The 12389-nt window shown below is 63.7% G+C and carries 12 protein-coding genes; 4 read left to right on the top strand and 8 right to left on the bottom strand.

From position 1 onward, the window contains the following. Window positions 1-252: 252 nt before the first annotated feature. The 4 genes from PG887_RS20355 to cydH all read right to left on the bottom strand — a co-directional run bounded on the left by PG887_RS20355 (window position 253) and on the right by cydH (window position 3810). A complete protein-coding gene (locus PG887_RS20355; protein ID WP_270822768.1) occupies window positions 253-1533 on the bottom strand; it encodes a sigma 54-interacting transcriptional regulator in 1281 nt (426 codons plus the stop codon). Between the two features lie 54 nt (window positions 1534-1587). Further along, complete coding sequence (locus tag PG887_RS20350) at window positions 1588-2097, bottom strand: hypothetical protein (protein WP_039039694.1); 510 nt, start codon at window positions 2095-2097, stop codon at window positions 1588-1590. 105 nt (window positions 2098-2202) lie between these two features. After that, window positions 2203-3615 (bottom strand): sensor histidine kinase, encoded by a 1413-nt coding sequence (locus tag PG887_RS20345; RefSeq protein WP_010675980.1) that lies wholly within the window; start codon window positions 3613-3615, stop codon window positions 2203-2205. Window positions 3616-3717: 102 nt separating this feature from the next. Continuing rightward, complete coding sequence (cydH, locus tag PG887_RS20340; RefSeq protein ID WP_010675981.1) at window positions 3718-3810, bottom strand: cytochrome bd-I oxidase subunit CydH; 93 nt, start codon at window positions 3808-3810, stop codon at window positions 3718-3720. Between the two features lie 125 nt (window positions 3811-3935). Here cydH and folK point away from each other — a divergent pair, with 125 nt between their 5' ends. Further along, entirely contained in the window at window positions 3936-4481 is a 546-nt protein-coding gene (folK, locus tag PG887_RS20335) for a 2-amino-4-hydroxy-6-hydroxymethyldihydropteridine diphosphokinase (protein ID WP_104454925.1), read from the top strand. A 58-nt stretch (window positions 4482-4539) separates the two neighbouring features. Here the strand turns inward: folK and PG887_RS20330 are convergent, their stop codons facing one another. Continuing rightward, the gene (locus PG887_RS20330; RefSeq protein WP_039039618.1) at window positions 4540-5244 is read right to left on the bottom strand and encodes an SDR family oxidoreductase; all 705 of its coding nucleotides are present in this window, start codon (window positions 5242-5244) and stop codon (window positions 4540-4542) included. A gap of 159 nt (window positions 5245-5403) precedes the next feature. On the opposite strand from PG887_RS20330, the gene PG887_RS20325 reads away from it, so the two are divergent. Both PG887_RS20325 and PG887_RS20320 read left to right on the top strand, forming a co-directional pair. Beyond that, window positions 5404-5808 carry a CBS domain-containing protein gene (locus tag PG887_RS20325; RefSeq protein ID WP_104454926.1) on the top strand — a complete coding sequence of 135 codons (405 nt, stop codon included), beginning with the start codon at window positions 5404-5406 and terminating at the stop codon, window positions 5806-5808. A 284-nt stretch (window positions 5809-6092) separates the two neighbouring features. Next, entirely contained in the window at window positions 6093-6830 is a 738-nt protein-coding gene (locus PG887_RS20320) for a substrate-binding periplasmic protein (protein ID WP_270822769.1), read from the top strand. A 101-nt stretch (window positions 6831-6931) separates the two neighbouring features. On the opposite strand, the gene asnC is transcribed toward PG887_RS20320, so the two are convergent. Continuing rightward, the gene (asnC, locus tag PG887_RS20315; protein WP_104454927.1) at window positions 6932-7393 is read right to left on the bottom strand and encodes a transcriptional regulator AsnC; all 462 of its coding nucleotides are present in this window, start codon (window positions 7391-7393) and stop codon (window positions 6932-6934) included. Window positions 7394-7547: 154 nt separating this feature from the next. On the opposite strand from asnC, the gene asnA reads away from it, so the two are divergent. Beyond that, a complete protein-coding gene (asnA, locus tag PG887_RS20310) occupies window positions 7548-8540 on the top strand; it encodes an aspartate--ammonia ligase (RefSeq protein WP_103243873.1) in 993 nt (330 codons plus the stop codon). 227 nt (window positions 8541-8767) lie between these two features. Here the strand turns inward: asnA and PG887_RS20305 are convergent, their stop codons facing one another. Together PG887_RS20305 and clpB are read right to left on the bottom strand one after the other, a co-directional pair. Further along, a complete protein-coding gene (locus tag PG887_RS20305; RefSeq protein WP_104454928.1) occupies window positions 8768-9592 on the bottom strand; it encodes an MBL fold metallo-hydrolase in 825 nt (274 codons plus the stop codon). A 60-nt stretch (window positions 9593-9652) separates the two neighbouring features. Continuing rightward, complete coding sequence (gene clpB, locus PG887_RS20300) at window positions 9653-12226, bottom strand: ATP-dependent chaperone ClpB (RefSeq protein ID WP_039039623.1); 2574 nt, start codon at window positions 12224-12226, stop codon at window positions 9653-9655. Window positions 12227-12389: the final 163 nt, after the last annotated feature.

Below are 12389 nucleotides of genomic sequence, written 5' to 3'. Positions count from 1 at the left end.
CCCCCCCCCCCCCCCCCCCCCCCCCCCCCCCCCCCCCCCCCCCCCCCCCCCCCCCCCCCCCCCCCCCCCCCCCCCCCCCCCCCCCCCCCCCCCCCCCCCCCCCCCCCCCCCCCCCCCCCCCCCCCCCCCCCCCCCCCCCCCCCCCGCCCCCCCCCCCCCCCCCCCCCCCCCCCCCCCCCCCCCCCCCCCCCCCCCCCCCCCCCCCCCCCCCCCCCCCCCCCCCCCCCCCCCCCCCCCCCGCCCCTCTGTCATTTATCCCTTCGACTTGAAGTTGGCCGCCTCGATGCCGTGCCGATTCAGCAGCTTGTAGAAGTCGGTGCGGTTTCTCCCCGCCATGTTGGCCGCCAGGGTCACATTGCCTTCCGTGGTGCGCAGCAGCCGGATCAGGTACTCCTTTTCAAACTCGGCCCGCGCCTCGTTGAACGAGGGAATGCCGCCACCGCCGCCACTCAGGGCCGACTCCACCATGGCCGCGCCTATCACCGGGCTGCAGCAGAGGCTCGCGAGCTGCTCCACCACCCCGCAGAGCTGGCGCACGTTGCCCGGCCAGGCCGCGGCGGCCAGCAGGGCCAGCGCCTCCGGCGAGAAGCCGAGGGCGGCGCAATCGGGGTGACGGTTGCGGTAATCGTCCAGCGCCTGACGGGCCAGCAGGGGGATGTCCTCGCTGCGGGCGCTCAGCGGCGGCAGAGTGATGTTGGCCACGTTGAGGCGGTAGAAGAGATCCTCGCGAAAACGCCCCTCTTCCATGGCGGTCACCAGATCCTGATGGCTGGAGCTGATGACCCGCACCTCGGGGGTACCCTGACCATACTCCGCCAGCACCTGGAGCAACTTTGCCTGGAGTGACTCCGACAGATCCCCTATCTCGTCGAGGAAGAGGGTGCCGCCTTTGGCCTCGGCAAACAGGCCGGACTGGCCATCCTCGCCAAACAGCTGCAAGTCCAGCACGGGCCAGGGCAGAGCCGCACAGTTGATGGTATGCAGCGGCTTGTCGCGGCGGTGGCTGGCCTGGTGCAACGCCTGGGTCATCACCCCCTTGCCGGCGCCGGAGGGGCCCAGGATCAGCACGGGCACGTCCATGGTGGCGATGCTGCTCGCCTGGATCAGCAACTGCTCCATCTGCGGGTTGCGGGTCTGGATGAGGGACTGCCACTCCTGCTGCAGCTTCGGACGGGTCAGGCTGAGAGCATGTTCTATGGTGACCAGCAGCTCGTCCTTGTCGATGGGCTTGGTGAGGAAGCTGAACACCCCGGAGCGGGTCGCCTGGATGGCGTCGGGAATGGTGCCGTGGGCGGTCATGATGATCACCGGCATGCCGAGCCACTGGGACTGGATCCGCTCGAACAGCGCCAGCCCGTCCATGCCCCCCATGCGCAGATCGCTCAGCACCAGGTCGGCCCGTTGCTGGCGCAGCCTGTCCAGCGCTCCTTCGGCGCTGTCGGCGGTATCCACCTCGTAACCCTGGCTGCGCAGGCGCATGCTCATCAGCTTGAGCAGGCTGGCATCATCGTCCACCAGCAGAATACGGCTCATGCTCTCACCCCCTCTTGGCGAAAAACGCGGTCATTACGGCGCGGTCCGGAGCTGTCATGGCTGACCTCCCCCATTGAGCTTACGCTGGTTGAGCTGCTCGTCGATGGCGGAGAGCTGCTCTATCTGCTGGCGCAGACGCTTCACCTCCTGACTCTGATCGTCGCGGCGGCTGTCTCGCACCAGCAGCTCCTCCCCGAGGGCGATCCAGCTGCGCAGGAAGGCCTGGGCATCGAGACCGAGCTCCGGCAACAGAGCCTTCAGCTGATCCAGCCCGGCCCGGCGACTGGCCACCGATTCGGACGGGTGGGTGTTGACCATGGCCAGGCTGACCCGGCTCTCGAGGTCGGTGGCGCCGGCCAGTCGCTGGCGCTCCTGCATCCGCTGCTGGGGATGGCTGGCCAGCAGCCAATCCGAGTATTGCAGGCGCACCTGCATCTCCTTGTTGGCAAACTCCATCCGCCTGGCGATCGCCTCCTGGGAAGGCTCGGTGAGGCTGGTAGAAGGCAGCAGGGAACAGCCAGCGAGCAGGCCTATCATCAATACGGGAATCACAAATCGTTTCATCTTGAATGTCACTTCAGATCCTGGTGGGGAACAGGCACCTGCCCGCTCCTCTCAATATTCGGTGTCAAGGCGCCACCCGCACCTGCGGGGTCGCCGCCACGCCCGTCAGCTCGGGCGCACGTTCAAATCCAGCCGGAAACAGACATCCGCCTGGGCATCCTCGATCAGCCTGAGCTCGCCGCCCAGACTCATGGCAGACTCCCGGGCAATGGAGAGGCCCATGCCGGAGCCTTTCAGCAATCCTTGGCGCACTATGCTGCCCTGTTCAAAGGGCTCGAAGATGCGCTCCCGCTCGTCTGGCGGGATGACAGGCCCTTCGTTGGCCACCTCCAGCCAGCCGCCGCCCGCTCCCGCCCCGGCGCGGATCCAGATCTGTCCGCCCCTGGCGCCATAGCTGACCGCGTTGGAAAAGAGATTGTCGAGGATGAGTCGCAGGCGGTAGGGCTCTGCCCGCAGGCTGATGGGCTCGGGCGGCAAGTGTACACTGATTTGCTTGGATTCCAGCGCGAGCCGGTACTCTTCGGACAAGTCTGACAACAAGGGCGCCAGGGGCACCTCGGACAGGGTGAACACCTCCTGCTGGCTGAGGCGATTGAAGTCGAGCAGCCGCTCGATCAGGGTCTGCAGACGGCGGCTGTTCTCCTCCAGCATCTGGCAGATCTCCTGCTGATCCCCGTTGAGGGGCCCCACCAGCTGCTCCGAGAGCAGATCAGCCCCCTCCCGCAGCACGGCAAGGGGGGTTTTCAGCTCGTGGGATACGTGGCGCAGGAACTGGTATTTCTGCTGTTCCAGCTCCTTGAGCTTGTCGTGCAGCCAGCTGATCCGCTCCCCCAGCAGCACCAGTTCGGCCGGGCCATCCACCGGGCGCTGATCCGGCTCGACGCCTGCGCCCAAACTCAGGATCCGCGACTCAATCTGACGTACCGGGTGGATGATGAGGTAGGTAAAGAGCAACACCAGCAGCAGGCTGAGCCCGGCCACGAAGCCGCTGACCCACCAGATCTGCTGTTTCAGCTCCACGATGGCGCCCCGCATGCGGGTCACGTGATCATCCACCTGGCTGCGGGTGACCACCTCCAGTTGCTGGTTCAGTTCGTTGAAGTCGGTGAAACGGGGGCTGGTCGCCTCCTGCCTGGCCTTGCGCAGATCCTGCAGGCCGTCGAGCCAGACCAGCGTCGCCTCGAGATCTCCGTAGACCTCGGCATCCGGAATGGAGTCCTGATGGGTCGCGAGCAGTTCCCGGTAGCGCACCAGCTGCTGCCGATAACTGGCCAGGATGCGGTCATCACCCAGGACCGCATAGCGGCGCAGGGTGCGCTCCAGATCGATGGCCTGGGTGGAGAGCAGCGTCGCCCGGCGAGTGTCCCGCACCGCACGTTCCATCTCGTCGCTGGTGAGCTGGCCCAGGTGGGAGAGAGCCTGACTGTCGTGCCAGATCATGCCCCCCAGGGGCATCAGCACCAGCACGAAGCCCATCAGTACTACCTGGAGCAGGGAGCGGGGCCGAACCTTGGTCATCTTCTGCGGTCTCGATTCGTCATGGGGGAGCCAGCATATCCGCACTGCCCCAAAAAGCAAAACCGGCCATAAAGCCGGTTTGATTGCTCACCGAGGCCGGATTCACGCCAGGCCGACGGACGCCACACAGATGACAATGATCATGGCAAGGGCCCCTGACGCGGCCAACAGTGCCCATTTCATTTCTACGCTCATGCAAACCTCCTTTCTGCCAATCAGCGTTGGATCACAACAGATAACGACATGTTAATTCATAGTGAATCCCATAACCGTGAGCTGCGTATATATTTCAGACGAGCCCAACCCAAGGAATGGAAAGCATGTTTTACCTCTGTAGCATTGGATCCAATATCGACCCCGCCCTGCACGTCAGTCAGGTCGTCGCCGAATTGCTGGCCCGCTTTGGTCGCCTTCACCTGAGTTCCGTCATCCAGACCAAGCCCGTGGGCATGCATTCGCGCCACGACTTCCTCAACTGCCTGTTCGTCGTCCAGAGCGACCTCTCCCCCGTCCAGCTCAAGGCCGAGTTTGTCACCATGGAGCTGGCCCATGGCCGGGATCGCAGCAACCCCCTGTGCAAGGTGGCGGACAGGCCACTGGACATCGACATACTGGCCTGCGGCGAACGGGATGACTTCGCCGAGGCCGGGGTGGATGCCTACCTGGGGGATCTGCTGGCGGAGATGTATCAGGGCGGCAGTGTGGACTCCGGCAAGGTGACCCTCGGCCTGCCGGGCAGCAAGGTGTTTGCGAAGCAGCGCATCGGCCAGGCCCCCATCCATCTCTGCCAGCAAGACGAGGCCCTGCTTCCCGGCAACGGCCACCCCGGCCCCCCTTCCCGGCACGCCGCCATCCGGCACCCTTGAGCCGTTCACACACATGAGGCGCCCAAAGGCGCCTCATGTCATGGCGGCCCGCCTTGCCCTAGATGACGGCGAGGGCGCGCCCCCCGTCCACCCGGATGCTGGCCCCGGTCATGTAGTCGTTCTTCATCAGCATCTGTACCGCCTGCCAGATGGGCTCCAGACCCCCTTCCCGTGCCAGCGGCGTCTTCGCCAGCACCTGCTGGCGCCAGTCATCCCCGTGCTCGTCGAGAAACAGGATGGGGCCAGGCTCTATGGTGTTGACCCGCACGGCGGGTGCCAGTTCGCGGGCAAAGCTCATGGCCAGGGAATGGGCTCCCGCCTTGGTGGCCACGTAGGCGGCAAACTGGGGCGCCGGGGCATGGATGTAGATATCGGTGATGTGGATGATGCCCCCGTTGGGCTGGCGGGCAAGGGCGGGGGCCAGCGCCCGGTTGAGCTGGAAGGGAGCCGCCATGTGTACCCGGTAGAACTGATCAAACTGGGCCAGCTGCACCGCAGGATCCGCCGCCTGGGGCTCGAAGGCGGAGGCATTGTGGATGATCAGGGCAAGATCCTCATGGGCCGCCAGCGCCGTCACCACTGCGCCCACCTCCTCTTCCCGGGTGAAGTCCGCCTGTACCAGCTCGACGCCCACGTCTCGCAGACGATCCAGCTCGGGCCGTTCGCTGCGATAGCTGCCCGTCACCTGCCAGCCAGCGGCCACCAGCTGCTCGCACAGATAGAATCCCAGGCGACGGCCACAGCCCGTTACCAATGCACGCATACCCTCTCCTTGTGGTTGTCGCCCTCCCCGATCCATGCAGGATCGCACGGAGGGCCCATTCATCGGCCATGACCTATCGATGTCCGAGGCAAAACCCATTGGCCCCCTGTCACGGTCACCGGGCATAGTGGCCCCATCGACCCCCATGGAGCAACCATCATGCTACAAATTCGCGATCATATGCAGCCATTGACCCACTCACTGCACCCCTGCCTCGGTCTGGCCGAGGCGCTGGACAGACTCCATCGGGCAAACCTGGGGGGCCTGCCGGTACTGGATGACCATCAGCACCTCGTCGGATTTCTCTCCGAGCAGGATTGCATTCCCGCCCTGCTCACGGGCAGCTATCACTGCGACACCCGTACTCTGGTCGAAGATCTGATGAGCCGGACCCCGCTGTTCGTCTCTCCTGATGACAACATCGTGGATCTCGCCCGCCAGATGGCCGGGGCCAGACCCAAGGTCTATCCGGTAATGGAGGGAGGCAAGGTGACGGGCATCATCAGCCGTCGTCAGGTGATGCAGGCCCTCAACACCCAGATGAAACAGTGTCAGGCAACCTGAGTCAGGCCACCTCGCACACGTTTCATGCCGACTACCCTCCCGCCCACAGCCGGCGAGTGGCTGGTCCATCCCGCCCGACTCTGCCACGGGGCGGCCTGTCGAGGCAGCGCCGCCCTCCTCCCACCGGCACCGTTCGTTTGTCCCCTCCCCATTTCAGGGTTTGCCATCCGTGGTCGTCTCTAGTTAGATAGGTGCCGGTCACAGTCCCTGCCGGATGCGACCCCGTCCCGAGTGCTCAGGAGATGTAACGTGCGACGCTTGCTCGTATTCTGCTTTCTGCTGCCCTGCTGCCCTGCTGGCTGTCAGCTAGGGAGTTGGTCATTGGTGGCATCCAGGAGCCCCCTCTCAAGTGGCTGGATGCACAAGGACACCCTCGCGGGCTGGATGTGGATCTCGTCACCGCCATCTTCGGCACGCTCCATACCCCCATCAGGATTGAGCTCATCGATTCGGGAGCCAGGCTCACCCGCAATGCCGAAAGCGGCTTCTATGATCTGCTGCTGGCCCACTCCTACAAACCGGAGCGGGAGGCCTATCTGCTCTACCCCAAACAGGCCCATATGCTCCATAGCTGGCACTTCTTCATACGCAAGGAGTCCGCAGGCCTGATCCACTATGACCATCTGACGGATCTCAAACCCTGGCGTATCGGTGTCACCCGGGATTTCTCCTATACCCCCGAGCTCGCGGCAGCCATGACAGACCCGAGCTATCACTTCCAGGAGATCCCCATCAACCAGCTGCAACTGCGAAAACTCATTGCCGGTCGTATCGACGTGGTGCCCATGTCCCTGGTCACCGCCTTCACCCAGATAAGAGAGGAGGGACTGGAAGGCAAGCTCGACTACCTGCCAAAACCCCTCAAGACCAGCCCCTACTTCAATGCCTGGACCCGTTCCCGGGCCGATGCCGACACCCCGGCCCTGATGGCCGCCTATGATGCCGAATTGCTGCACATGAAGCGGGACGGCCGGCTCAAGGCCCTCTACGACAAATATGGCATCCCCTATATCGAACCCTGACCCACCGGTCAGGGTGTCATTGCCCACAGGGTCGAGTTCTGCTGCGCGAACAGGGTCTCGCACGGGAGAGGGATCTCTACGCCCCCCTCAGACCACCCGACTCAAGGCTTCACATCCCGCAGGATCGGGTTTTGCAGCGAAATCAGCGTCTCGGTGGACTGGATCTCGTCGATGGTCTGGATCTTGTGGATCAGTGCCGTCTGCAACTCGTCGATGGAGCGGGTCATCACCTTCATGAAGATGCTGTAGTGGCCGGTGGTGTAGTAGGCCTCCACCACCTCGTCCAGCGCCTGCAGTTTGGCCAGGGCCGACGGGTAATCCTTGGCGCTCTTGAGGTTGATCCCGATGAAGCAGCAGACGTCGTAGCCCAGCTTCTTGGGGTTCACCTGCACCCGCGTTCCCTCGATGATGCCCGCCTGCTTCATCTTCTCTACCCGCACGTGGATGGTGCCCGGGCTCACCAGCAGTTGTTTGGCCAGCTCGGCGTAAGGCAGGCGCGCATTCTCCATCAGGGCGGTGAGGATGGCCTGATCGAGATTATCGATCCGATAATTTTCTGACACTTTTTTGCGCTCCTTTTAATGATTCATCATTAATTTATGGCTTATTTTGAAGAAAAAAACACACAAAGCCTATTTCAATTATCGAATATTGAATTTAGTCGGCATTATGTTGAAGAATCACCGCATTCAACGGATTCACGACAGGTAATTCAGCATGAAACAGCACTACATCCGCAGCCAACAGCAGATCAGCTTCGTCAAAGAGATGTTCTCCCGCCAACTCGCACTGCAACTCGGCCTGATGGAGGTACAAGCCCCCATTCTGAGCCGGGTCGGTGACGGCACCCAGGACAACCTCTCCGGCTGCGAGCATGCAGTGCAGGTCAAGGTGAAAACCCTGCCGGAGCACAGCTATGAAGTGGTCCACTCCCTGGCCAAGTGGAAGCGCCAGACCCTGGGTCGCTTCGGTTTCGGCCCGGGTGAAGGCATCTACACCCACATGAAGGCACTGCGTCCGGACGAGGATCGTCTCAGCCCCATTCACTCCGTCTACGTCGACCAGTGGGACTGGGAGAAGGTGATGCCGGGCGAGCGCCGGGATCTGGCCTATCTGCAGGAGACGGTGCGCAGCATCTGGGCCGCCATCAAGGCCACCGAGCGCGCGGTCTGTGCCGAGCACGACCTGACCCCCTTCCTGCCGGCGGATATCCAGTTCCTGCACAGTGAAGAGCTGCTGACCCGCTACCCGGACCTCGATGCCAAGGGACGCGAGCGCGCCATCGCCAAAGAGCTGGGAGCGGTCTTCCTCATCGGTATCGGTGGCGCCCTCTCCCACGGCGAACGCCACGACGTGCGAGCCCCGGACTACGACGACTGGAGCAGCGAGAGCGAGCTGGGGCTGGCGGGTCTGAACGGTGACATCCTGGTGTGGAACCCGGTGCTGGAAGACAGCTTCGAGATCTCCTCCATGGGGATCCGGGTGGACGCAGAGGCGCTGCGCCGCCAGCTCGCCATCACCGGGGATGAGGATCGCCTGCAATATGACTGGCATCAGGATCTGCTGGCAGCACGCATGCCGCAAACCATCGGCGGCGGCATCGGCCAATCCCGTCTGGCCATGCTGCTGCTGCAAAAAGAGCACATCGGTCAGGTCCAGGTCGGCGTCTGGCCATCTGAAATGAAAGCTGCCATCCCAGGCATGCTGTAACGAATTGATTTGATTGCATCTGTCCTCCTATCGCGGCAACACGGCGCGGGACAGACGCGATAGCGAAGCTGGTCAGCCGGGGTGGAGAGCGTATCCCGACTGACTGTAAGGCGGGCATGGTCGCTGACTGTGCCTGCCGACCCTGGGGCTTGCCCCTGCGATCCGCTCAACCCACGTCAGATCGCATCGAATACATTCCTCCCGGCAATCTTCGGATTGCCGTTTTTTTATGCAGGAAATCGGTACTCGAAACCGGCCCCGATCTGGCGCTGCCGCGGCAGCACCGCCTTCCGTTTGCCGGTGCAGTGGCAGGCAAACAACCGCTCCACCGCCTCTTCCTGCAGATAGGCTCCGAGCACCACCGCCCGCTCTGGGCCGGAAAACTTCAGATGCAGGCCGCCGATGACGGCGTGGATCCGCTCATCGCCACACACCTCCTTGGCCCACTCGATGATGTTCTCGGCCCCGGCGTGACCACAGCCGATGAAGACTATCAGACCCTGCTCGCTCTTGTAGACCAGCGCCGAATCATCGCTGATGAGGTCTTTCTCCACTCGCCCGCCCCGCACCATGTAACCAAGCAAGGAGGGTTTGGCCTGCTCCCGTCGCAGTATGGATCCCAGGAACACCAGCCGCTCGGACAGCCATACCGGCTCGGCCGAACAGTGAGGGAGCAGCCCTCTCGTCGCCAGTTGTCGCGGATCCAGGTCGCCCGAGAGGCGGTAGAGGTTGTAGCGTCGGGGCAGCAACGGCAGGAAGTAGCCCCGCTCATTGAACACATCCGGACAAGCGATCAATGGAATGGGATCGGAATAGATGGGCAGGGAGCCGATGCCTCCCACATGGTCGTAATGACCGTGAGAGCGCACCACATGGGTGAGAGAGGCGAGATCGATCCCCATCACGGCGGCGTTGTGGCACAGCGCCCGGCCACGGCCGCTGTCGAACAGCACCCTGAGGCCGTCACACTCCAGCAGCAGCGCCAACCCTCGCTCGGGCAGACAGCCAGGCAGATGAACGTCGTCATCCACCAGCACGGAAAACGTCAGCATCTCAATCCCTCAGAAAACAAAACGCAGGCACGAGGCCTGCGTTTTTCATCGACAATCCCATTACTGGGTCATGGTGAGGCCGTTGCTGTCGGCCCCCAGCCGCAGTGTCTTGCCCGGGATGACCCGACCGCTGAGCAGGGCCTGGGCCAGCGGGTTCTCGACCTTCTGCTGGATCGCCCGCTTGAGAGGGCGCGCCCCGTAGACGGGATCGAACCCGGCATGAACCAGCTTGGTCAGCAGCTCCTCGCTCACCTCCACCTCGAAGCCCTGGGACTCCAGACGGCTCATCAGGCTCTTGAGCTGGATGCGGGCGATGGACTTGATGTGCTCCTCACCGAGCGGGTGGAACACCACGGTCTCGTCGATCCGGTTGATGAACTCCGGGCGGAAGCTGCGGGTCAGCACCTCCATCAGCATGGCCTTCATCTCGTCGTAATCCTTCTCGGAGTGGTGCTCCTGGATGAGATCAGACCCGAGGTTGGAGGTCATGATCACCACGGTGTTGCGGAAGTCCACGGTACGCCCCTGACCGTCGGTCAGGCGGCCATCGTCCAGCACCTGCAACAGGATGTTGAACACGTCCGGGTGGGCCTTCTCCACCTCGTCCAGCAGGATCACCGAGTAGGGGCGACGGCGCACCGCCTCGGTGAGATACCCCCCTTCCTCGTAACCCACGTATCCCGGAGGCGCCCCCACCAGACGGGCCACGCTGTGTTTCTCCATGAACTCGGACATGTCGATCCGCACCATGGCGTCCTGGGTATCGAACAGGAACTCCGCCAGCGCCTTGCACAGCTCGGTCTTGCCCACCCCGGTGGGGCCGAGGAAGAGGAAGGAGCCGATGGGGCGGTTCGGGTCGGACAGCCCGGCACGAGAGCGGCGAATGGCGTTGGAGACGGCGTCCACCGCCTCTTCCTGGCCGATCACCCTGCTGTGCAGCTGATCCTCCATCCGCAGCAGCTTCTCCCGTTCCCCTTCCAGCATGCGGGCCACCGGAATGCCGGTCCAGCGGGCCAGGACGTCGGCGATCTCCACGTCGGTGACCCGGTTGCGCAGCAGGCTGGTCTCCTGCATCTCGGCCTGGGTGGCGAGATCCAGCTGTTTCTCCAGTTCAGGGATGCGGCCGTACTGCAACTCGGACATGCGGCCCAAGTCCCCTGCGCGGCGCGCCACCTCGAGATCCTGACGGGCCTGCTCCAGTGCCGCCTTGATGTGCTGGGTCCCGGCGAGGGCAGCCTTCTCGGCCTTCCACACCTCTTCCAGCTCGTTGTATTCCCGCTCTTTTTCCGTCAGCTCCTGATTGAGCAGATCGAGGCGCTTGCGGCTGGCGTCATCGTCCTCCTTCATCAGCGCCTGCTGCTCCAGCTTGAGCTGGATGATGCGCCGCTCGAGCCGGTCCAGGGATTCCGGCTTGGAGTCGATCTGGAGCCGGATGCTGGCCGCCGCCTCGTCGATGAGGTCGATGGCCTTGTCAGGCAGCTGGCGATCCGCGATGTAGCGGTGGGAGAGCTGGGCCGCCGCGACGATGGCGGGGTCGGTGATCTGCACATGGTGGTGCAGCTCGTAGCGCTCCTTCAGGCCACGCAGGATGGCGATGGTGTCCTCCACCGAAGGCTCCTCCACCAGCACCTTCTGGAAACGGCGCTCCAGCGCGGCATCCTTCTCCACGTACTGCCTGTACTCATCGAGGGTGGTGGCCCCGACGCAGTGCAGCTCGCCGCGGGCCAGGGCGGGCTTGAGCATGTTGCCCGCATCCATGGCACCCTCGCCCTTGCCGGCGCCGACCATGGTGTGCAGCTCGTCCACGAAGAGGATGACGCTGCCCTCCTCCTTGGCGAGATCGTTCAGGACAGCCTTGAGGCGTTCCTCGAACTCGCCGCGATACTTGGCACCGGCCACCAGGGCCCCCATGTCGAGCGACAGCACCCGCTTGTTCTTGAGCCCTTCCGGCACTTCGCCATTGATGATGCGCTGGGCCAGCCCCTCGACGATGGCGGTCTTGCCGACGCCGGGGGCACCGATCAGCACCGGGTTGTTCTTGGTGCGGCGTTGCAGCACCTGGATGGTGCGGCGAATTTCGTCATCCCGGCCGATCACCGGGTCGAGCTTGCCGAGTTCTGCCCGCTCGGTGAGATCGATGGTGTACTTCTCCAGCGCCTGGCGATTCTCCTCGGCGTTGGCATCCTCCACCTTCTTGCCGCCACGGACCTTGTCGATGGCTGCCTCGAGTTTTTCCTTGGTCAGCCCCTGGGCACGCAGCAGCTCGCCCAGCGTCCCCTTCTCGTCCAGGGCCGCCAGCACGAACAGCTCGGACGAGATGAACTGATCCTTGCGCTGCTGGGCCAGCTTGTCGCAGACGTTGAGCAGGCGGCCGAGGCCGTTGGAGAGCTGTACGTCCCCTTCCACCCCGCTGACGCGGGGCAGGCGATCCAGCTCCTCGCCGAGGCGCGAGCGCAGGGTATTGATGTCGAGCCCGGTCAGGGTGAGCAGCGGACGAATGGATCCGCCGTCCTGATTGAGCAAGGCGCTCATCAGATGGACGGGTTCGATGAATTGGTGGTCACGACCCAGTGCAAGAGACTGGGCATCGGAAATGGCAATCTGGAATTTGCTGGTCAGGCGATCGAGGCGCATTGCACTCCCCCTTCAAGACAGACGCCGCATGCGCGGCAACAACATCGCTTTCTGACAAGGAAGATGTGGTCTTGAAGGGCAATTTCAAGGTTCTTCGCGGGATCTTGGGGAAGTGGAAGTTGACAGACAGGGTGCTGGTAAACTGGCTGTCTCCAAACACACC

Origin of the sequence: Aeromonas sp. QDB14, from assembly GCF_027707845.1 — a bacterium.
In the GTDB taxonomy this organism is placed as follows: domain Bacteria; phylum Pseudomonadota; class Gammaproteobacteria; order Enterobacterales; family Aeromonadaceae; genus Aeromonas; species Aeromonas caviae.
Note: the sequence above shows the minus strand (reverse complement) of the source record. Positions and strands in the feature narration are given on the sequence as shown.

Bases quoted from the DNA above. Each gene is read 5' to 3' on its own strand.
- PG887_RS20325 (WP_104454926.1), top strand. From the start codon at position 5,404: ATGCTACAAATTCGCGATCATATGCAGCCATTGACCCACTCACTGCAC.
- folK (WP_104454925.1), top strand. From the start codon at position 3,936: ATGTTTTACCTCTGTAGCATTGGATCCAATATCGACCCCGCCCTGCAC.
- asnA (WP_103243873.1), top strand. From the start codon at position 7,548: ATGAAACAGCACTACATCCGCAGCCAACAGCAGATCAGCTTCGTCAAA.
- PG887_RS20355 (WP_270822768.1), bottom strand. From the start codon at position 1,533: ATGAGCCGTATTCTGCTGGTGGACGATGATGCCAGCCTGCTCAAGCTG.
- PG887_RS20350 (WP_039039694.1), bottom strand. From the start codon at position 2,097: ATGAAACGATTTGTGATTCCCGTATTGATGATAGGCCTGCTCGCTGGC.
- PG887_RS20345 (WP_010675980.1), bottom strand. From the start codon at position 3,615: ATGACCAAGGTTCGGCCCCGCTCCCTGCTCCAGGTAGTACTGATGGGC.
- clpB (WP_039039623.1), bottom strand. From the start codon at position 12,226: ATGCGCCTCGATCGCCTGACCAGCAAATTCCAGATTGCCATTTCCGAT.
- cydH (WP_010675981.1), bottom strand. From the start codon at position 3,810: ATGAGCGTAGAAATGAAATGGGCACTGTTGGCCGCGTCAGGGGCCCTT.
- PG887_RS20330 (WP_039039618.1), bottom strand. From the start codon at position 5,244: ATGCGTGCATTGGTAACGGGCTGTGGCCGTCGCCTGGGATTCTATCTG.
- PG887_RS20305 (WP_104454928.1), bottom strand. From the start codon at position 9,592: ATGCTGACGTTTTCCGTGCTGGTGGATGACGACGTTCATCTGCCTGGC.